This window comes from Paenibacillus sp. J22P277, assembly GCF_059383675.1.
This window is the reverse complement of the sequence record NZ_JBXENS010000009.1, coordinates 147,579-166,258: the sequence shown is the minus strand read 5'-3', so window position 1 is coordinate 166,258 and position 18,680 is coordinate 147,579. Positions and strand designations below refer to the sequence as shown.

At 61.6% G+C, this 18,680-nt stretch carries 16 protein-coding genes; 11 read left to right on the top strand and 5 right to left on the bottom strand.

The features are described from left to right. The first annotated feature begins 7 nt into the window (after nt 1-7). The gene (locus tag AC50YL_RS30220) at nt 8-1,651 is read left to right on the top strand and encodes a thiamine pyrophosphate-binding protein (RefSeq protein ID WP_494836922.1); all 1,644 of its coding nucleotides are present in this window, start codon (nt 8-10) and stop codon (nt 1,649-1,651) included. Nucleotides 1,652-1,663: 12 nt separating this feature from the next. On the opposite strand, the gene AC50YL_RS30215 is transcribed toward AC50YL_RS30220, so the two are convergent. Both AC50YL_RS30215 and AC50YL_RS30210 read right to left on the bottom strand, forming a co-directional pair. Beyond that, nucleotides 1,664-2,233, bottom strand: coding sequence for a hypothetical protein (locus AC50YL_RS30215; protein WP_494836921.1), 570 nt, complete (start codon nt 2,231-2,233; stop codon nt 1,664-1,666). A 142-nt stretch (nt 2,234-2,375) separates the two neighbouring features. Then, nucleotides 2,376-4,103, bottom strand: coding sequence for a YheC/YheD family endospore coat-associated protein (locus tag AC50YL_RS30210; protein ID WP_494836920.1), 1,728 nt, complete (start codon nt 4,101-4,103; stop codon nt 2,376-2,378). A 203-nt stretch (nt 4,104-4,306) separates the two neighbouring features. Here AC50YL_RS30210 and AC50YL_RS30205 point away from each other — a divergent pair, with 203 nt between their 5' ends. Continuing rightward, nucleotides 4,307-5,182: an exosporium glycoprotein BclB-related protein gene (locus AC50YL_RS30205; RefSeq protein ID WP_494836918.1), complete on the top strand. Its 876-nt coding sequence runs from the start codon at nt 4,307-4,309 to the stop codon at nt 5,180-5,182. A gap of 148 nt (nt 5,183-5,330) precedes the next feature. Here AC50YL_RS30205 and pgoN read toward each other — a convergent pair whose 3' ends face one another. Continuing rightward, on the bottom strand, nt 5,331-6,173 hold the full coding sequence (gene pgoN, locus AC50YL_RS30200; protein ID WP_494836917.1) for a glyoxal/methylglyoxal reductase: 843 nt from the start codon (nt 6,171-6,173) through the stop codon (nt 5,331-5,333). Between the two features lie 40 nt (nt 6,174-6,213). Beyond that, nucleotides 6,214-7,434 carry an MFS transporter gene (locus AC50YL_RS30195; RefSeq protein ID WP_494836916.1) on the bottom strand — a complete coding sequence of 407 codons (1,221 nt, stop codon included), beginning with the start codon at nt 7,432-7,434 and terminating at the stop codon, nt 6,214-6,216. 135 nt (nt 7,435-7,569) lie between these two features. Here AC50YL_RS30195 and AC50YL_RS30190 point away from each other — a divergent pair, with 135 nt between their 5' ends. The 4 genes from AC50YL_RS30190 (at nt 7,570) to chrA (ending at nt 12,549) form a co-directional block, all read left to right on the top strand. After that, entirely contained in the window at nt 7,570-7,959 is a 390-nt protein-coding gene (locus tag AC50YL_RS30190; RefSeq protein ID WP_494836915.1) for a winged helix-turn-helix transcriptional regulator, read from the top strand. A 425-nt stretch (nt 7,960-8,384) separates the two neighbouring features. Beyond that, the gene (locus AC50YL_RS30185; RefSeq protein ID WP_494837150.1) at nt 8,385-9,170 is read left to right on the top strand and encodes a DeoR/GlpR family DNA-binding transcription regulator; all 786 of its coding nucleotides are present in this window, start codon (nt 8,385-8,387) and stop codon (nt 9,168-9,170) included. Nucleotides 9,171-9,221: 51 nt separating this feature from the next. Next, on the top strand, nt 9,222-11,153 hold the full coding sequence (locus tag AC50YL_RS30180; RefSeq protein ID WP_494836914.1) for an ABC transporter ATP-binding protein: 1,932 nt from the start codon (nt 9,222-9,224) through the stop codon (nt 11,151-11,153). Nucleotides 11,154-11,337: 184 nt separating this feature from the next. After that, nucleotides 11,338-12,549, top strand: a complete 1,212-nt coding sequence (gene chrA / locus AC50YL_RS30175; protein WP_494836912.1) for a chromate efflux transporter — start codon at nt 11,338-11,340, stop codon at nt 12,547-12,549. Nucleotides 12,550-12,747: 198 nt separating this feature from the next. Here chrA and AC50YL_RS30170 read toward each other — a convergent pair whose 3' ends face one another. After that, complete coding sequence (locus tag AC50YL_RS30170) at nt 12,748-13,287, bottom strand: PadR family transcriptional regulator (protein ID WP_494836910.1); 540 nt, start codon at nt 13,285-13,287, stop codon at nt 12,748-12,750. A gap of 120 nt (nt 13,288-13,407) precedes the next feature. Between AC50YL_RS30170 and AC50YL_RS30165 the strand changes: the two genes are divergently transcribed. The 5 genes from AC50YL_RS30165 (at nt 13,408) to AC50YL_RS30145 (ending at nt 18,588) form a co-directional block, all read left to right on the top strand. Further along, the gene (locus AC50YL_RS30165) at nt 13,408-14,934 is read left to right on the top strand and encodes an MDR family MFS transporter (RefSeq protein WP_494836909.1); all 1,527 of its coding nucleotides are present in this window, start codon (nt 13,408-13,410) and stop codon (nt 14,932-14,934) included. A gap of 198 nt (nt 14,935-15,132) precedes the next feature. Continuing rightward, nucleotides 15,133-15,825, top strand: a complete 693-nt coding sequence (locus AC50YL_RS30160; RefSeq protein WP_494836907.1) for a response regulator transcription factor — start codon at nt 15,133-15,135, stop codon at nt 15,823-15,825. Between the two features lie 126 nt (nt 15,826-15,951). Beyond that, nucleotides 15,952-16,875 carry an ATP-binding cassette domain-containing protein gene (locus AC50YL_RS30155; protein ID WP_494836905.1) on the top strand — a complete coding sequence of 308 codons (924 nt, stop codon included), beginning with the start codon at nt 15,952-15,954 and terminating at the stop codon, nt 16,873-16,875. Continuing rightward, nucleotides 16,868-17,614 (top strand): ABC transporter permease, encoded by a 747-nt coding sequence (locus AC50YL_RS30150; RefSeq protein ID WP_494836904.1) that lies wholly within the window; start codon nt 16,868-16,870, stop codon nt 17,612-17,614. The genes AC50YL_RS30155 and AC50YL_RS30150 overlap by 8 nt, the downstream gene beginning before the upstream one ends. Before the next feature lie 62 nt (nt 17,615-17,676). Then, a complete protein-coding gene (locus tag AC50YL_RS30145) occupies nt 17,677-18,588 on the top strand; it encodes a sensor histidine kinase (protein ID WP_494836903.1) in 912 nt (303 codons plus the stop codon). Nucleotides 18,589-18,680 lie beyond the last annotated feature (92 nt).

Below are 18,680 nucleotides of genomic sequence, written 5' to 3'. Positions count from 1 at the left end.
ATTGGCGATGAAAGCAGCTCGCGCGGTATTGGAGTTTTTGAAGAAGAACGGCGTCAAACATCTATTCGGCATCCCGGCAGGGTCGGTCAACGCGTTTTTCGACGCCTTGTACGATATGCCGGAGATCGAGCCGGTCGTGGCCAAGCATGAGGGCGCGGCTTCGTATATGGCGGCGGCCTACGCCAAGTATGCCGGCAGCCTGAGCGTAGCTATCGGCTGCAGCGGCCCTGGCGCAACGAACCTCGTGACGGGCGCGGCGAACGCGATGCGCGAGCATTTGCCCGTCCTGTTCCTGACCGGCGCCGTGCCCGTCGGCACGATGGGGCTGAACGCGTCGCAAGAGTTGAACGTCGCCCCGGTCTTTCAGCCCGTCACGAAATACAGCGTCATCGTGAAAGACGCCAAGGACGTGCTGCCCGAGGTCGTTAAAGCCTGCCGGATCGCCGTCTCCGGCGTACCCGGTCCGGTCCATGTCGCCATTCCGATCGACGTGCAGCACGCCGAAGTCGGCAACGCGGACATTCCGGCGCTGCCGCAGCGCAAGCCGATGATTCCGGATTTGGAGACGATCCAATCGGCTGCCAGAGCGCTGATGGAGCGCGAGGACGGCTGCATTTTGGTCGGGCAGGGCGTCAGAGGCTCCGTCGAGTCCCTCATCGAGCTCGCGGAAATCCTGAACTGGCCGATCGTCGTCACGCCGCAGGCCAAGGGCTACATCCCGGAGGATCATCCGCTGTTCGTCGGCGTATTCGGCTTTGCCGGCCATGAGGCGGCCTCGACCCTGATCGCCGAAGGCGCGCGTCAATCGCTGCTCGTCGTCGGTTCGAGCCTGGGCGAGACCGCGACGAACAATTACAACGTGAACCTGAACAAAGGCCGGTTCACCGTGCAGCTCGACTTTGACCAAACGGTGTTCGACCGCAAATACAAGATCGATATTCCGGTGCTCGGCGATATTCATTTGAGCTTGCTGATGCTGATCGAGGAGCTGCGGGTGCTGGGCTTGTCGCGGGGGACGTCGAATTTGATTTACGGGGACGCGCGGCCGTCCGTCAAGGACGAAGGGGAATACAACACGGCGAACGTGCTGCGGAACCTGCAAAGCCATCTGCCGGCCGATACGCGCTATACCGTCGATATCGGCGAGTTCATGTCGTACGTCATTCATCACATGCAGGTATTGGATACGGATTCGTTCAACATCAACGTCCATTTCGGCGCGATGGGAAGCGGGATCAGCTCGGCGATCGGCTCCAAGCTGGCCGAGCCCGAACGCCCGGTCGTCAGCATCACGGGCGACGGCTGCTTCTTCATGCACGGCATGGAAATTTTGACGGCCAAGGAATACGGGCTGCCGATCTTGTTCGTGATCGTCAACAACGCCAGGCTGGGCATGGTTTACCACGGCCACTCGCTGCAGTTCAAGCGCGCCCATGCCTCCTTCGAGCAGGAGCCCGTCGATATCTCGCAAATGGCCGCGGCCATGGGCATTCCGAGCTATCGCGTGAACGGGATGGACGACATCCGGGAGGATGCCATCCAAGGGCTGCTCCGTTCGAAGGGACCGGCCGTGCTGGAGATCGCGCTCAAGGACAACAACACGCCGCCGATGGGCGACCGCGTGAAGTTCCTGTCGTCGTTCGGCAAATAAACGACCGCCGTCTCACGCGCTCGCGTAGGACGCGCGAATCGCGTTCATCAGCGCCATGATGGTCTGGCCCTTGAAAGCGTCCGGAACGGCCTGGCCGGCCGGATCCGCGTACGTACAGCCGGCCGGTCCTTCGTCGGCGTAGCCGAGGCGGGTCAGCGCCTCCGCCAATTCCGGCGGCAGCGCGCGCGACCCGGTGAGGTCCGCGAGATAGCCCGTCGGATAGATCTTCACGTCCACGTCCCCTTCGCCGGTGTACACCACGAATAAGTCGTCGTCCGCCTGCAGCATCCATTGTCCCTTCGAGAAGAGGGAGATGCGCTTGCCATCCAGGGCGGATAAGGCATCCAGATTGATCCCGAACGCCGCGTTGATCATCCCGCGCAGCTCGCTTCCCGCCGCGCGTCCGTCGCGCTGCCCGAGAAACGCGTCGATGGCCGCCTGCGGTTCAGGGGTGCCGGGCGCCATGGGCGCGGATGCGAGATCGCAGCCGAAGAGCTCGCGGACTATCGCGATGACCTCCGCGCCGCCGAGCGCGCCTTTTTCTTCGATGAGCTTGTCCATCGTTTCTGCTTTCGTCATCATTCGCCAAAACCTCCGTCGATTGTCAAAGCATCGCATGCTATCTTCATAGTAAACGGTTTGACGCATGAATCCAATCGTTTCCAGTCGAAAAAAACGAAAATCCCCGTTCGGCTCCGCAAGGAGGGACGGGGATTATTCGCGTTCATTCCGGGGCGCCGGCTTGCTTGGATCGGTGCTCCGCCGGTTCGGGCGGTGCCGGCTCGGGCGTTTTCGAGAAGGCACGCCTGGATTGGTTCAGGAGCTTGAACAGCAGCGCTTCGAGCGTTCTCACTTTGGCTTGCTTTAATTGGTTGACTGCCGGATCCGGCGGCGCCAGTCCGGGGCTTCCCGGTTCGGCAAGCTCCGGACCGGCAATTGCCGGATTGAATGGTTGCGTTTCGGAAGTTCCGGGTTCGGTATCGTTCGATCGGCAAATCTGCGGCACTTCGTTGACGTGCATGTCGAACGCGGCCCGATCGGTTTCGTTCGAATGCCATAGGTCCGTCCCCCTCGCCTCGGATCCGCGTGCCTCCGATACGGGCGTCTGCGATCCCGGCGTCCCGGGTTCCAGCGTTACCGGTCCCGGTGTCTCCATCGCGAACGCGTCCGGCCAGATCGAATACGATTCGAGTGGCGTCTCCGTTCCAAGCTCTTCCGTCTCCAGAGCCTCCGGTACGAGGGTCACCGGCGCCTTCGTTCCAAACGTCTGAGCCGCGAGGTCCTCGGTCATCGGCTCCACCGTCCCAAACGGCTCCGCCGTGAGCGCCTCGGTCATCGGCGTCTCCATTCCAAGCGCCTCCGTCACCTGCGCCGCGGGAGCCTCCGTTGCAAATCTCATCGGACTTGCTTCCGGCTCCGAGCGTGCGAGGTACGCGGCGTACTCCATCGGCCGCCGGTAGATGCGCCTGCGGAAGGCGTAGCCTTTCAGGTTCGCGTAGATGCTTTTGTGCGGTTTGCCGTTCATCTCGATGATCCAGAGCCGTTTGTCGGTATCCACGACGTAGTCGACGCTCAGTTCGCCGAGCAAGCCCATGTTGGCCTCGGCTTCCGCCGAAGCGACGATGCTGATCTCCGTCAACGTACGGAGGATGCCCTCGCGTTCATCCGGCTCGAAGATTCGGGGCAGCACGTCCGCCGCGTCGCGAATCGTTTCGCAGATGGCGGTATTGAAGTATTGCCTGTAGGCTACGCGGGAGGCGATATTGGAGACGGCCCATTCGCCCGACCCGTTCTTCTGCATCAGCACGCGGATGTCGAAATGCCTGCGGTTCAGCAGGGTCGTGCGGATGCCTTGCTGCACCAGGTATTTTTGCGTTCCCAGATACTTGCCCAGCACCCGCTGCATCTCCTCGATGTCGGGGCAAATCAGGCTCGCGGAGAGGCTGTGCAGCGCCAGATGCACCTCGCCGCCGTCTTGCAGTTCCACGCGGTAGACGAATTTGCCCATCGATCCGTAGAGCGGCTTGATGTAGACCAACTTGTACGTCTCCAGCAGCCGCGGCAGCTCTTCTTTGTCGTAGAGATACGTGTCCGGGACGTACGATCCGGCCTCCGACGGCTTCAGCAGGTTATACAGCAGCCACTTGTTGAAAAAGTTGATAACGTTGAAGCATTTGCCCGGTCCGATCGCGTCTTCCAAGCGCTGCACGGTTTCCGTCTTCTTGTTGAAGCACCGGTTGTAGACGACGAGGGGAAACGGGAAGACCCGCTGCCTGTAGCTTCGCTTGTACCGCCGCAGCCCGATAATGCGGCGCTCGCTCCAAATGATGTCGTCCGGACAGAAGGCATAAATCGCCGTATTCGGATCGCAGCAGCGCTGATAGAAGCGCAAGGTCGGTTTTCGCGCTCGTCTGGTCGGCACCATGATCGCGATGAATCGGCGTTTCTCCATGAATGTCACTCCTCGGCATACGTTCCTCCTACAATGTAATGCAATCGCTGCCGAACGGCATGGGACAATGGCATGCCAGGACGCAAAATCAGCCAATGTTCCGCAAAAATCGCCTATTTTAACCGATGTGGGTAAATGAAGTGCGCATTCATTTGCCCCTGTTTGTATGATGTCGTAAGACGAACACGAGGGGGAAGCTACGCATGGGCAGACATCCAGGGCCGCCAGGGCCTCCGGGGCCGAGAGGGGCGACCGGGGCTACGGGCGATCCCGGCGCGACCGGAGCAACCGGAGCGACAGGCGCGACAGGCGAAACGGGATTGAGAGGCGCTACCGGAGCAACGGGGACGGCAGGGGCCGTAGGCGCGATCGGACCGACCGGAGCAACGGGCGCTGCGGGAACAGGGGCAACCGGAGCGACAGGAGCGACAGGAGGTACCGGGGCAACCGGCGCAACCGGGGGTACTGGCGCGACCGGAGCAACCGGAGGTACCGGCGCTACCGGAGCAACGGGAGACACGGGAGCAACGGGCGGAACGGGAGCGACCGGCGCGACCGGCTCGGGCGCGATCATTCCGTTCGCTTCGGGCACGCCGGCGGTATTGACGACGGTTCTCGGCGGGCTGGTCGGCACGACGAGCCTGGTCGGCTTCGGCAGCTCGGCTATAGGTGTCGCGTTGACCGGCGTGAATATCGATCTTACCGGAGCAGCGGGCTTGCTGCTCAACATGGCGTTCTCCGTGCCGACGGATACGACGATCAGTGCGATTTCCGCGTATTTCAGCACGACGCTGGCCGTTACCCTGCTGACATCTTCCGTTACGATCACGGCACAGCTGTACAGCTCGCCGACGCCGAACAATGTCTTCGCTCCGATCCCGGGCGCCATCGTCACCTTGGCGCCGTCGCTTTCCGGAATCATCGTGCTCGGCACGATCTCGAACGGCATCACGACGGGCTTGACAATTCCCGTTACGGCGCAAACCCGCCTGTTGATGGTATTCTCCGCCACGGGAACGGGCATCGAGATCCTCACGACGGTCGCCGGCTACGCAAGCGCGGGCGTCCTGTTCGCTTAATCGCCCATCGCACGCGGACAAATAAAATAAGACTCGCAATGGCAATGGCCTTGCGAGTCTTTGCTTCAATCTCGGCGCCCCATTAAGAGCTGCGCGAACGCATCAACACAGCCATCCCCGCTAGGATGGCCGCGTGTGACGAACGGGTTTAGAAATCGAAATTGTCCGGGTCCGGGCCGATGCGGCGGTCTTCGTTCAGCGCGTCGATGGCGGCCATGTCCTCGCCGGTCAGCTCGAAGTCGTAGATCGCGGCGTTCTCGGCGATGCGGTGCGCCTTGGTCGACTTCGGTATGGTGACGACGCCATGCTGCAGATCCCAGCGAAGAATGATCTGCGCCACCGACTTGCCGTATTTGGCCGCAAGCCCGAGCAGCGCCGGGTTGTCCAGCAGCTCTCCCTGCATGAGCGGGGACCAGGCTTCCAGCTGCATGCCCTGCTCCTTCGCGAAGCGAAGCAGCTCCTTCTGCGTCAGGCGGGGGTGATACTCCACTTGGTTCACCATCGGTTTCACCGTTGCTTCCCGCATGAGCTCTTCCAAGTGATGCACCTGAAAATTGCTGACTCCGATCGCTTTCACGCGCCCTTCCCGATACAGGGTTTCGAGCGCGCGCCACGTGTCCTTGAATTTCCCCTTCACCGGCCAGTGGATCAGATACAGATCCAGGCTGTCCAGTCCCAGCTTCTTCAGACTGGCCTCGTACGCGGCAAGCGTCGACTCGTACCCTTGGTCGGCGTTCCATACCTTCGAGGTCACGAACAGCTCTTCCCGGCGGAGGCCGTTCTCTTGGAGCGCTTCGCGGATGCCTTGTCCGACCCCTTGCTCGTTGCCGTAGATCGCGGCCGTATCGATGCTGCGATAGCCGTGCTTGATGGCGGCTTTCACCGCTTGGACAAGCTCGTCCCCCTCTTGGACTTTAAACACGCCGAGCCCGAAGCCCGGCATTTGGACGCCGTTATGAAGCGTGACGGTATCTTGCAGATGGTTCAACATTTCGCATCTTCCTCTCATGGTTGTGAATGGTCGTACAGGCTTACGCTTGCCGCAGAGCGGGTTCGTCCGTCAGCCCGGCCGCCCGGTCCTTGCGTTCGAGCCGCATGGCCCATAAAGTCAGCAGGACGGCTCCCGCGACCATCAAAGCGCCGACCCACGCGGTGTTGAGCAGTCCGATCGAATCGGTGACGACGCCGCCCATGTAAGCGCCGATGGCAATGCCCGCGTTGAAGGCGGCGATATTGACCGCGGACGCGACGTCCTTCGCCTGCGGGGCGAAGCGTTCCGCCAGCATGACCACGTAGACCTGCAGCCCGGGCACGTTCATGAAGGCGAACAAGCCCATGAAGAAGATCGTGATCAGCCCGGCGAGCTGGTAAGGCGCGGTAAACCACAGGACGATTAGAACGATCGCCTGCAGGGCAAACATATAGAACAACGCGGTCGCCGGATTGCGGTTGGCCGCTTTGCCTCCGATGAGGTTGCCGATGGCGATGGCGATCCCGTACATAAGCAGGATGACGGCCGCCGTGCTTTCGCGGAAGCCCGTCACCTCATGAAGCAGGGGAGACAGGTACGTGAAGACGACGAACGTCCCTCCGTAGCCGAGCGCCGTCATCAGGAACACCAACAGCAGCCGGCCGTTCGTGACGAGCTTGACCTGATCGCCGAGCCGGATGCGGTTCCCTTTTCGCAGATTGGACGGCACGAGCGCCAGGTTGGCGACGAGCGCGATGATGCCGATCGCCACGATGGCGAAGAACGCGGCCCGCCAGCCGATCTGTTGGCCGATGAACGTGCCGATCGGAACGCCCGTCACCGTCGCGACGGTCAGCCCGGAGAACATGATGGAGATCGCGCTCGCGCGGCGGTTCTCGGGTACGAGATCGGCCGCCAGCGTGGAGCCGATGGACATGAAGATGCCGTGCGAGAAGGCCGCGATCACCCGCGCGGCGAGCAGGACGGCGATGCTGCCGGCCGTCGCCGCTAATAGATTACCCGCGATGAACACGATCATAATCCACATCAGGAGCGTTTTGCGCGACACCTGCGAGGTCAGCGACGTCAAGACGGGGGCTCCGACGGTAACGCCGAGCGCGTAGAGCGTGACGGTTAATCCGGCCGCCGTGATGGATATATGGAAGTCTTCTGCGATAAGCGGAAGCAGTCCGACGCTGATGAATTCCGTCGTGCCGATCGCGAAGGCGCTGATCGCCAAAGCCAGTAAGGCCAATGTGCTTTTTCGGTTCGGTGAAGTCATGAATTTCCTCCTTTGAGCTTGCGGTACCCGGCCGGTGAATGCTATTATACGAGCTATGCGTAAGATCGGATAGTACGTACTTTGCAGTAATATAGTCACCAAAAAGTAACTTTTGTATGACAAGGGGGAGCGGCCGTGGCAAACGAAGGCGGAGAACAGAAGAAATACAGGGTAACCGTGGAGGCAACGCTGGAAGTGATCGGCGGCAAATGGAAGTGCGTCATCCTCTGCCATCTGACCACGGGAACGAAGCGGACAAGCGATCTGAAGCGGCTGATGCCCGGCATTACGCAGAAGATGCTGATCCAGCAGCTGCGCGAGCTCGAGGAGGACGGCATCGTCACCCGGAACGTTCATAAACAGGTGCCGCCGAAAGTGGAGTACGAGCTCAGCCCCTACGGCTGGAGCCTGCAGTCGGTGCTGGATTCGCTGTGCGACTGGGGCGAGAAGCATATCATTAAAGAATACGGGGATAAATCCACGGTGCTGGAGGATAATATCTTCAATGGCTTGGAGAAGGTCTGACCGCTTCTTGTGCCGGCCTCGCGCGCTGTCCCCGGATAGGCGCGGGGCTTTTTGGCGTGGAGCGGGGATATTCCGTTGGGCATGCTCGCCTGCGGTCGTGGAGAGCATGGCAAGCATCAAGCAGGCCGCGACGGAGCAAGAAGGACCATTAGAATGAGAAAGTAAGCACTTCAAGGCGGATTATCCGCCGCGAAGTGCTTTTTATTTGGCGAGGCCTTTGAGAGAAATGGGAGAGCAGGAGACGTGGACGGCGGAGTGATTCTCCAGCGTTGCGTTTCGTTTGTGGAGCAAAACTGAACATAACGGCACAAACGTTGTGCAAATTTCTTGTAAAGCTGAATAAAGACGAATATAATTGCATTATTGACTATCGAAACCTAGACATTCGGGAGGGATCGCGCATGACCACGCAGGATACCGCGGGCATGTTCGCCGAAGAACGCAGGGAGCAGATACTCGCGCTGCTCGAGCAAGAGAAGCGGGTGCTCGCCAAGGATTTGGCCGAGCGGTTTCAAATCTCCATCGATTCGATCCGCAGGGATTTGTCCATCATGCAGGAGCAGGGGCTGCTCCGCAAGACGCACGGCGGCGCCATCGCGTCGACGAAGGTCAGGCAGCCCCCGCCTCCGCCCGAAGCGCGCTACGGCGAAGGCTCCCCGCAGGGCAACGCGGTGGCGAAGCTGGCCGTCTCGTACTTGCGGGCGAACGACACCGTATTCATCGGCAGCGGCTCGCTCTCTTACGTGCTGCTGAAGCATCTGCCCGACCAGCTGCCGCTGACGGTGGTGACCAACAGCACCCGCGTCGCCGATTCCCTGCGGGAGCGGGAATGGATCGAGACGTACATGATCGGCGGCCGGGTCAAGCGATCCGGCAACATTACGGACGTTATCGCGAACGAATTCATCCGGCAGTTCAAATTCGACATCAGCTTCGTGACCGGAGGCGGCATGTCGGAAGAAGGGATATTCGTCTCCACGCCGGAGGTGGCGGCGTTCGGGCGGACGGTCGCGGCCGTTTCCCGCAGGCGCATCGGCGTCACGACGCACCGCTCCCTCGGCAACGACGGGTTCGCGAGGGCGGGAGGGATCGAGGGCCTCGACCTGCTGATTACGGATTGGGATGCGGACCCCGAGGCCATCGAGCGGATTCAGGCATTGGGCGTGAAGGTCGTCGTGGCACAATCGGAAGACCAACATGAACGGGAATAAAACGGCACGACCCGGCACATTCGGGAGTGACTCCGGTAAGGAGCGATCAGTATGCAGGATTTTCGCGGATTGGGCTTAGGCGCGGGCAGCGGGGGAAGCCCCGGAGGCGGAGGCAACCGTTGGCGAATGCGGGAGCTCGCCCAGAACGAGCATTTCGATTGGGCGATCTTTCGCCGGGCGCTGGGCGCCTTCATCCCGTATTGGCCGTACACCATCATCGTGACGATCGTCATTCTGGCCACGTCGTTCGGCGGCGTCCTGCCGGCCTGGCTGACGCAGAAGATCATCGACGACGGCATCGCGCGGCGCAGCATGTCCTTGATCGTCGAATATACGCTGGCGCTCATCTTGATCTCGATCGCGACGGGCTTGCTGGGCGTGCTCCAGACCTGGCTCAGCAACCTGATCGCCCAGAACGTGATGGCGGATTACCGGATCTCGCTCTTCCGCCATCTGCAGCGGCAGACGGTCGGGTTCTTCGCGTCCCGCCAGGCGGGCGATCTCGTGTCGCGCGTGACCAATGACGTCACCGCCATCCAAAGCGTGGTGACGACGACGCTCGTGGGGTTCGTCAGCAATCTCCTGAACATCGCGGCGACGCTGTTCCTGATGTTCAGCATGAATTGGCGCTTGGCGGTTCTCGCCGTCATCGTCGTGCCCGGCTTCGTCATTCCGACGCAGCGCGTGGGGAAATCGCGCCAAAAGCTGCAGGGGCAGATCCAGCAGTGGCTGTCGAAAATGACCGTGCAGCTGAGCGAGTCGCTCGGCGTGAGCGGCGCGCTGCTCATCCGCATCTTCAACCGCCAGGGAGCGGAGGAGAAGGAGTTCGACGATTCCAACCGGACGCTGCGCGATCTGCAGGTGCGCCAGGCGCTCGTCGGCCGTTGGCTGTTCATGTGGCTGAACATGTTCTCTTCCATCGGACCGGCGCTGCTCTGGATGTACGGCGGCTGGCTCGTGCTGCAGGGCGAGATCGGCCTCGGCACGATCGTGGCGTTCACGGCGCTGCTCTCGCGCCTCTACGGCCCGCTCAGCCAGCTCGCGCAGCTGCATGTCAGCATCTTGTCTTCGGTCGCGTTGTTCCGGCGCATCTTCGGCATCATGGACGTCGAGCCGGAAGTGAAGGACGGCACGCGGACCATTGCGGACAATAGCGTGCAGGGCCGGATTCGGCTCAGCAAGGTGTCGTTCTCGTATCATCCGGCCGCGCAGGACGCGGAGCCGGGAACGGGCCGCGACCGGCCGGAAGGCGGGGACACGGCGGAACGGCAGGGCGCGCGCTGGGCGCTGCGGGACATCGACCTCGCCATCGAGCCCGGCGAGACCGTCGCGCTCGTCGGCCCGAGCGGCGCGGGCAAGACGACGCTGCTGAACCTGATCCCTCGCTTCTCCGACCCGGCGGAAGGGGCGCTGGAGGTAGACGGCATGGATACCCGGACCTTGACGCTGCATGCGCTTCGCGCGCAGATGGGGCTCGTCCCGCAAGATCCGTTCTTCTTCCACGACACGGTCGCGAACAATCTGCAGCTGGCCAAGGAAACCGCCACGCGTGAAGAGATGGAGGCGGCATGCCGCGCGGCGCAGATCCACGACACCATCGCGGCGCTCCCGGAAGGCTACGACACGGTCGTCGGCGAGCGCGGCTACCGGCTCTCCGGCGGCGAACGCCAACGCCTCGCCATCGCGCGCGTCCTGCTGCAGGGGCCGAAGATCGTCCTGCTCGACGAGGCGACGAGCGCGCTCGATACCGTCATCGAACGCAAGATCCAGGATGCGCTGGCCGTTCTGCTCGAGGGCAGAACCGCGCTCGTGATCGCGCACCGGCTCTCCACGATTCTGAAGGCCGACAAAATCGTCGTGATGGAGAAGGGGCGCATCGCCGCGATCGGCACGCACGCCGAGCTGGTCGTATCCGATCCGCTGTACAAACAGCTGTACGAGACGCAGTTTCATATCGAGGACGGGCTGCGGGAGCAAGCATAGACATGCTGCTTCCTTCGCCGTCCGATGCGACAAGGGACTTTCGCCGACCGCGCGAGGGTCCCTCGTTCGCGTTTGCGGTATCGCTCGGTTCCTGGAGGCGGACGAAGCGTTAACACCGGGATGATCATGCGGTGGTACGCTACTCGGGATGGTGAATCGTAATCGAAGGGAGTTAGCGGCCTCCATGGAGCATCCGTATCCGCCTTCTCCCGCCAAACGGGGGAAAACAGCAGCATTAATGGAAGTACTGGCCGTATCCGCGAAGCTCGGGGTGACCTCGTTCGGCGGTCCGATCGCGCATCTGGGGTATTTTCATCACGAATACGTCAAACGCCGCAAATGGATGGATGAGCAGAGCTACGCCGACTTGGTCGCGCTGTGCCAATTTCTCCCCGGGCCCGCCAGCAGCCAGGTCGGGATCGGCATCGGCATCGCGCGCGCCGGGCTAATCGGAGGCGCGGTGGCCTGGCTCGGCTTCACGCTGCCTTCCGTCGTCGCGCTCGTGGCCTTCGCGTTCCTGCTTCACGGGTTCGACATCGCAAGCGCAGGCTGGATTCACGGACTGAAGATCGTCGCCGTGGCGGTCGTGGCGCATGCCGTTCTCGGCATGGGGCAGAAGCTCGCGGCAGGCAGAAACCGGACGGCGATCGCCTTGCTCGCCGCGGCCATAGCCGTCTGCTGGCAAACGGCCCTGAGCCAAGTGCTGATCATCGCCGCGGCCGCGGTCATCGGCATGCGCTTGTTCAGGACGCAGGCAGGGGATAGGCTCCCAGCGTTCCCTGGCGCGGTCAATCGATCCGCGGGGCTGGTTTGCCTGGGTTTGTTCGTCATGCTGTTACTGGCGCTTCCGCTGGCTGCCCGCTGGAGCGGCGCCGAGTGGCTGGATTGGTTTGCCCGGTTCTACCGGTCGGGCGCGCTCGTATTCGGCGGAGGGCATGTCGTGCTGCCGCTGCTGGAGCGGGAGGTCGTGGCGCCGGGATGGGTCAGCCGCCCGGATTTCCTGGCCGGCTACGGTGCGGCGCAAGCCGTCCCGGGTCCGCTGTTCACGTTCGCGGCCTACCTCGGCGCGCTGGCCGGCGGCATCGGAGGGGCGGTCGTCGCGACGGCGGCGATCTTCCTGCCGGCCTTTCTGCTCATCGTCGGCGCACTGCCGTTTTGGAGCATGCTGCGAAGCCAGCCGAGCGTGCAGGGAGCGCTGACGGGGATCAACGCCGCCGTCGTCGGCATTTTGCTGGCTGCGCTGTACGATCCCTTGTGGACCTCCGCGATCTTGGACGCGCGGGATTTCGCGCTGGCCGTCCTGTTGTTCGGCATGCTGGCCTTCTGGAAGCTGCCGCCCTGGTCGGTCGTGCTTGCCGGCGCGGCGGGCGGCACGCTGCTCGGCGTTCTCATGTAAGCAAGAAACGGGCAAGGAACCGGCGTCGGTTCCTTGCCCGTTTTTGCGGACCGTCCGCCTGTTGCGCACGATTCGGCGAAAGGCGAATGCTTGCCATTAGCCGGAACGATGCTGGCGATCGGTTTAGCAAAGAGTTCGCAAGCAAGCCGACCGCTGCTGCCTGGCGCCGTTGAAGGGCAAAAAAGAGCCGAATCCCGTTCAATCGGGATTCGGCTCTTTTTCGTGCGCGATGACCTGCTGCATGGCCCACTGCGTCCACTCGAGGTCGGCTTTGACGGAGAATTCCCCTTTCTGCATGAGCAGGACAATGCCGAGCGAAGGAGAGGGATTGAGCTGGGCATAGGTTTCCTTCTTGGACTGGAGCCACTGCAGCTGGTCCTGGTAGTAAGCGAGGCGCGTCTCGAGCATGTGACGGATATCGGCGGGATCGCCCTGCTCCATGCAGAAGATCTTGAGCACCAGCTCGTCGCGCGTCACGGGCTCGTCCGTCGGCAGCGTGAGCCAATTGCGCAGGGCGTTCAAGCCCTTGTCGGTGATGGAATAGACCTTCTTGTCCGGCTTGTCGGTCTGGACGACGAGCTTGTGCTGGACGTATCCGCCGCCTTCGAGCTGGGCGAGCAGCGGGTAGATCTGGCTGTGCTTGGCGGGCCAGAACGGCTGGATCTTCAGCATGAGGTCGTAGCCGGAATCGGCGGCGTGCGAGAGCAGGCTCAACAGGCCGTAGGAAAGTGTGTTCATTGCGACTCCTTTTTATACGTAAATTTTGACATATGGCGAATGTGGGCTTATAATAATACTGCACTCATTATATGTAAAAACTAACATATGAGCAAATGATACGGGGAGATGGGAGAGAAAATGGTTCAACAGGAGGAACAAACCGGGCCGAAAACGAGCTTTTGGCCCATTATGACCGCCATATTCGTGGGGTCTTTCTTGTGCGTGCTGGCCTCCAGCACGATCAACATCGCGCTGCCGATTTTGCAGGATCATTTTCACACGAGCCTGAGCACGATCCAATGGACGTTGACCGGCTTCATGCTCGCGATGGGAACGTTTGCGCCGATCGTCGGCTACCTGGGCGAGAAATTCAGCTATAAGCGGCTGTTCCTGTTCGCGCTCGTCGGCTTCACGCTGTCGTCGTTCCTCTGCGCGATCGCTTGGGAAGAGTATTCGCTGATTGCGTTCCGAATCCTGCAAGGCGCGTTCAGCGGCCTGATCCTGCCGGCTTCGATGGCGATCGTCTATCAAGTCATCCCGCGGGAGCGGCAGGCGATGGCGATCGCGCTATGGTCGCTGGCCTCGATGATGGCCCCGGCGATCGGGCCGACCTTCAGCGGCTGGCTGCTGCAGAACTTCGACTGGCAGTACCTGTTCTGGATGAACATTCCGATCGGCTTGATCGCCATCGTGCTCGTCGCCGCCTATATTCCGTATTATCGGCTCAGCGTGCCGAAGAAATTCGACGGCGTCGGCTTCGCGACCGTGCTGCTCGGCAGCGTCTCGCTGCTGCTCGCGCTCGGCCAGGGCAGTTCATGGGGCTGGGACTCGGCCAGGGTCATCTCGCTGTTCGTCTTCGGCGTCATCATGCTGCTGGCCTTCGTCTGGCAGGAGCTGCGGACCGATACCCCATTGCTGAATTTGCGGGTGCTGAAGAACGGCCGTTACTTGCTCAACCTGATCATCACCATCGTGCTGACGATCAGCCTCTACTCCGGAACGCTGCTGACGCCGCTCTTCCTGCAGCGCATCCAGCTCGTCTCCACGATGGATACGGGGTTGATCCTGCTGCCGGCCTCGCTCGTCATGGCGCTCGTCATGCCGATCGTCGGCAAGCTGTACACGTCGATCGGCCCCCGCTGGCTGATGGGAGTCGGCATTCCGCTGCTCGCGCTCGGCACTTTGATGCTGAGCTGGTCGAGCATCGACATTTCCCACAGCTACATCCTGTGGTGGATGATCGTGCGCAACCTCGGCATCGCGATGGTCATCATGCCTGCGAGCAACGCGGCGATGGAGCGTATCCCGCGGCATCTGACCGGGCATGCCTCCTCGATTTCGAACTGGCTGCGGAACGTCTTCGGTTCGTTCGCGATCGCGATCTTCACGTCGCTGCTGGCATCGCGCTCGGTGCTGCACGGGACGGAGCTGGCGAAGGCCGGCGACGCGAACGAGCAGCATATCGGGATGATGTCCTTCACGATGAGCGTCAACGACGTGTACATGATCGCCACGATCATTGCGATCGTGGCGCTGCCGCTGGCCTTGTTCGTCGGCAAGGCGAAGCCGGCGGCCGCGGCGGAGACGCCCGCGGAGCAGGCAGCCCCCGCGCCGGCGAACGCCGGGCGCGCGGGCGCTGCGGCGCCGGCCGACGCCAACGCTTAAGCGGACCGATTCATCATAAGATACCCGGGACCCGGACCTTGGGCGGCACCTGCCGCTCAAGGTTTTTTTTGCTGGTGCGCGGGCTTTGTTCTACGCCGCCGGCCCGATTGTGACGGTTTGGCGCCGTGTGCTAGAATGTACGGGAGTTCATAGGGCAAGCGACGTGCTTGACCGGCGATGGAAGGAGCGTGAATCCGGGTGGCGCAACCCGTTCGCATATTGGTCGTCGAAGACGACGGAGACATTAACCGGCTGCTGTGCGACATCATTCGTCGAAGCGGTTACCTGCCGCAGCCGGCTTTTTCCGGCACCGAAGCGATGCTCCATTTGGAGCGGCAGGCTTGGGATATGGTTTTGCTCGACTTGATGCTGCCCGGCATGGACGGCGAGGAGATATTGGCGCATGTCGCCGCGCGCGGCCAAGCCCCCGTGCTGATCCTCTCGGCCAAGCTGGAGAATGCCAAGAAGATCGAGCTCCTCCGGTCGGGGGCGGACGATTATATCACGAAGCCGTTCGATATCGAAGAGGTGTCCGCGCGCATCGATTCCCATCTGCGCAGATACCGGAGGATGAGCGGGACTAGCGCCGCCGATACGCTCGCGCATAAAGACTTGACCGCCGATCTGGAGGCCAAATCCGTACGGGCCAAGGGGATCGAAGTGTCCCTTACCGCCCGCGAATACGAGATCGTCGCGCTGATGATGTCCTCGCCGAGGAAGGTGTTCACCAAAGCCAACCTGTTCGCGAGCGTCTGGAAGGAACCTTACCACGGCGACGAGAATACGATCAACGTGCATATGAGCAACATCAGAAGCAAGCTGGCGAAGGCCGATCCGGACGGCGATTATATCGAGACGATCTGGGGCATGGGCTACCGGCTGAAACCGTAAGCGAGAGGCCGGGGACCGGCTGCTGTCAACGATGCGACCGACTTAAGGTCTTCTTAAGGATTCGCTTAAGCCTTTCTTATGATTTCCCTTCTAGACTGGAGACATCATACGAGGGAGGTACAAGAAATGAGCGATTATGTTCTGCGCACTGCGCAGCTGACGAAGCGTTACAGGCATCAGCATGCGCTCCGAAATGTCGACCTGGCCATCAGGAAAGGCGCCATATACGGCTTTATCGGGCAAAACGGAGCAGGCAAATCCACGTTGATCCGGGTAGCGGCGGGCCTTGCCTATCCGACGTCGGGTTCGGTGGAATTGTTCGGCCAAGCCGGCGAGGAGCGCTTGACGGAGGCACGGCGGCGGATCGGCACGATTATCGAAGGCCCGGCGCTGTATCCGCAGATGAACGCCGCGGACAATCTGGAGGCGCACCGGCTGCTCAAAGGCATACCGGGCAAAGCGTGCGTCGCGCGGATGCTCGCGCTCGTCGGCCTTCAACAGGCGGGAAGGAAGAAGGTCAAGAACTTCTCGCTCGGGATGAAGCAGCGGCTCGGTCTCGCCATCGCGCTGTTGGGCGATCCGGAATTTCTCATTCTGGACGAGCCGATCAACGGTTTGGATCCCATGGGCGTCGTGGAGATCCGGGAGCTGCTGCGCAAGCTGAATGTCGAGCATGGCATCACGATCCTCATATCCAGCCATATTCTGAGCGAGCTGCATCTGCTGGCGACGCACTACGGCATCATCCATAAAGGGGAGCTGCTCGAGCAATTGACGGTGGAGGAGCTGAACGCCAGATGCCGGCAGTTCCTGCACGTCAAGACGGACGATCCCGCAAAGGCCGCGTCGGTTATCGAGACGGAGCTCGGCACGACCGAGTTCGACGTCATGCCGGACGGCGTCATTAAGCTGTTCAAGTATATGGACGTCCCGGGCAAAGTCTCGACGGCGCTCGTTCGGGCGGGGCTGGTCATCGAGGAGTTCATGCCGATGGGCGAGGACCTGGAACGGTATTTCATGAACCGGATCGGAGGTGCGGACCATGAGTAACCTGCTTCGGTCGGAGTGGTTCAAGCTGCGCAAGGACAGGTCGTTCCGGACGCTGCTTGCCGTGCTTGCCGTCTTCTCCGTGCTGTATCCGATACTGGTCTTCTATGATAGCGGCACGGCCGGGGTGTCGGTGCGGGACGTGTTCGCCGGCCCCGCGATCGGGGGCGACTTCTATGTCATCCGGATGGCGCCATGCATCTTCGCGGGATTTTTCATCTCCAGCGAGTACGCCATCGGCACGATGAAGACGATCGGGGCTTCCGGCAACGGCCGTTTGCGGATTTTCTGGGCCAAGCTGTCCGTATTCACCTTGGGCACGGTGGCCTTGGCAGCGGTCTTTCCCGTCGTCATGACCGTCTGCACCGCGGTCTTCTCCGGTTTTCAGGATATGCCGGGCATCGGCGAAGTGTTGGGTACGCTCGGATTGACGCTGCTCTTCGCGGCGGCTTTCGCCTCCATCATGGCGCTCGGGGCCATCGTCTTGACGGACAGCGGCAAAACAATCGGGCTCCTGATCCTTTTCTTCATTCTCTTCGACATCATCATGACCGAGCTGGCCAAGAAGTTCGCTTGGCTGGCGACGCTGCAAAATTATTCCGTGCTCCATCTGCTGGATGCGATCGGCGTGCCCGGCGCCTCCTCCGGCATGACGGCGCGGCTGATTCTCGTGCCGGTCGTGACGTACCTGGCGTTCGCGTGCTTGGGCGGGTACGTGTTTCGGAAGAAAGAAATTAAATAAGAAGCCGCTAACTAACGGGCGACTCAAAAATCAAGCGGCGTAGCGGAAGGCGGGGGAGCGAAATGGCTTACGTGGCGATAGCGGCGATGCTGGCGGCGGCTTTCCTGCTCGTCCGCCTGCTGCTGCTGCGGCGGGAGCTCCGAAGGGCGAGCGGCCAGCTGGAAGCGTTCAACCTCGGACATACGGAGAAAAAGCTGGACCTGACATTTTACGACGGCAGGCTGGAGCCGTTGGCCGAGCACATCAACAATCTCATCGACCATGCCAAGCAAGCGCATGCCGAGCGGCGCCGCTCGGAGAACGAGCTGAAGCGCGCGGTCGCCAACATCTCGCATGATATCCGCACGCCGATGACCTCGATCCTCGGCTACGTGCAGTTTCTGGAATCGGAAGATTTGGCGCCGGAACGGCGGGCGGAATACACGGCGACCGTCAAGAACGGGGCGCTCCGGCTGAAGGCGCTGCTGGAGGATTTTTTCGAGCTGTCGCTGATCGAGTCCCCCGACTATCCGCTGCAAGCGGAGCCGATCCGCATGAACGACCTCGTCTTGGAGGTCCTGGCGGGCTTCTACGAGCCGTTTCTGCAGCGGCGGCTGGAGCCGAGAATGGCGATCGCGGAGGAGGATCTGTTCGTCAGGGCAGATCCTTCGGCGGTGAAGCGCGTCATCGAGAATCTCCTGCTGAACGCGATCAAGCATGCAAGCGGCGATGTCTCGATCCGGCTGGCGAAGACGCCCGCGGCCGTGAGGCTGACGATCGAGAACCGTGCGGAGCAGCTGAATGAAAAGGACATCGTCTACTTGTTCGACCGGTTCTATACCGCCGACAGGACCCGAAGCGGCAGCGGAACGGGAATCGGCTTGTCCATCGCCAAGAGCCTCATGGCCAAGATGAACGGCAGCCTGACCGCCGAGCTCGTCGCCGGGAGGCTGGTCATGATTTGCGAATGGCAGCCGGAGTCTCCGGGCGAATAAGAGAGCCAGGCTGCCGAGCGCGCGGGAAGAAGCCAGGTACCCTTACGATAGACGCATTGCAACTTGGCCGCCGGTAGTTTAAATTATTGGTG

Excerpts from the sequence above, each read along its gene's own strand:
- AC50YL_RS30205 (WP_494836918.1), top strand. The coding sequence starts at position 4,307 with ATGGGCAGACATCCAGGGCCGCCAGGGCCTCCGGGGCCGAGAGGGGCG.
- AC50YL_RS30150 (WP_494836904.1), top strand. The coding sequence starts at position 16,868 with ATGAGTAACCTGCTTCGGTCGGAGTGGTTCAAGCTGCGCAAGGACAGG.
- AC50YL_RS30220 (WP_494836922.1), top strand. The coding sequence starts at position 8 with ATGAAAGCAGCTCGCGCGGTATTGGAGTTTTTGAAGAAGAACGGCGTC.
- AC50YL_RS30185 (WP_494837150.1), top strand. The coding sequence starts at position 8,385 with ATGTTCGCCGAAGAACGCAGGGAGCAGATACTCGCGCTGCTCGAGCAA.
- AC50YL_RS30195 (WP_494836916.1), bottom strand. The coding sequence starts at position 7,434 with ATGACTTCACCGAACCGAAAAAGCACATTGGCCTTACTGGCTTTGGCG.
- AC50YL_RS30180 (WP_494836914.1), top strand. The coding sequence starts at position 9,222 with ATGCAGGATTTTCGCGGATTGGGCTTAGGCGCGGGCAGCGGGGGAAGC.
- AC50YL_RS30170 (WP_494836910.1), bottom strand. The coding sequence starts at position 13,287 with ATGAACACACTTTCCTACGGCCTGTTGAGCCTGCTCTCGCACGCCGCC.
- AC50YL_RS30155 (WP_494836905.1), top strand. The coding sequence starts at position 15,952 with ATGAGCGATTATGTTCTGCGCACTGCGCAGCTGACGAAGCGTTACAGG.
- AC50YL_RS30145 (WP_494836903.1), top strand. The coding sequence starts at position 17,677 with ATGGCTTACGTGGCGATAGCGGCGATGCTGGCGGCGGCTTTCCTGCTC.
- chrA (WP_494836912.1), top strand. The coding sequence starts at position 11,338 with ATGGAGCATCCGTATCCGCCTTCTCCCGCCAAACGGGGGAAAACAGCA.
- AC50YL_RS30165 (WP_494836909.1), top strand. The coding sequence starts at position 13,408 with ATGGTTCAACAGGAGGAACAAACCGGGCCGAAAACGAGCTTTTGGCCC.
- AC50YL_RS30210 (WP_494836920.1), bottom strand. The coding sequence starts at position 4,103 with ATGGAGAAACGCCGATTCATCGCGATCATGGTGCCGACCAGACGAGCG.
- AC50YL_RS30215 (WP_494836921.1), bottom strand. The coding sequence starts at position 2,233 with ATGATGACGAAAGCAGAAACGATGGACAAGCTCATCGAAGAAAAAGGC.
- pgoN (WP_494836917.1), bottom strand. The coding sequence starts at position 6,173 with ATGTTGAACCATCTGCAAGATACCGTCACGCTTCATAACGGCGTCCAA.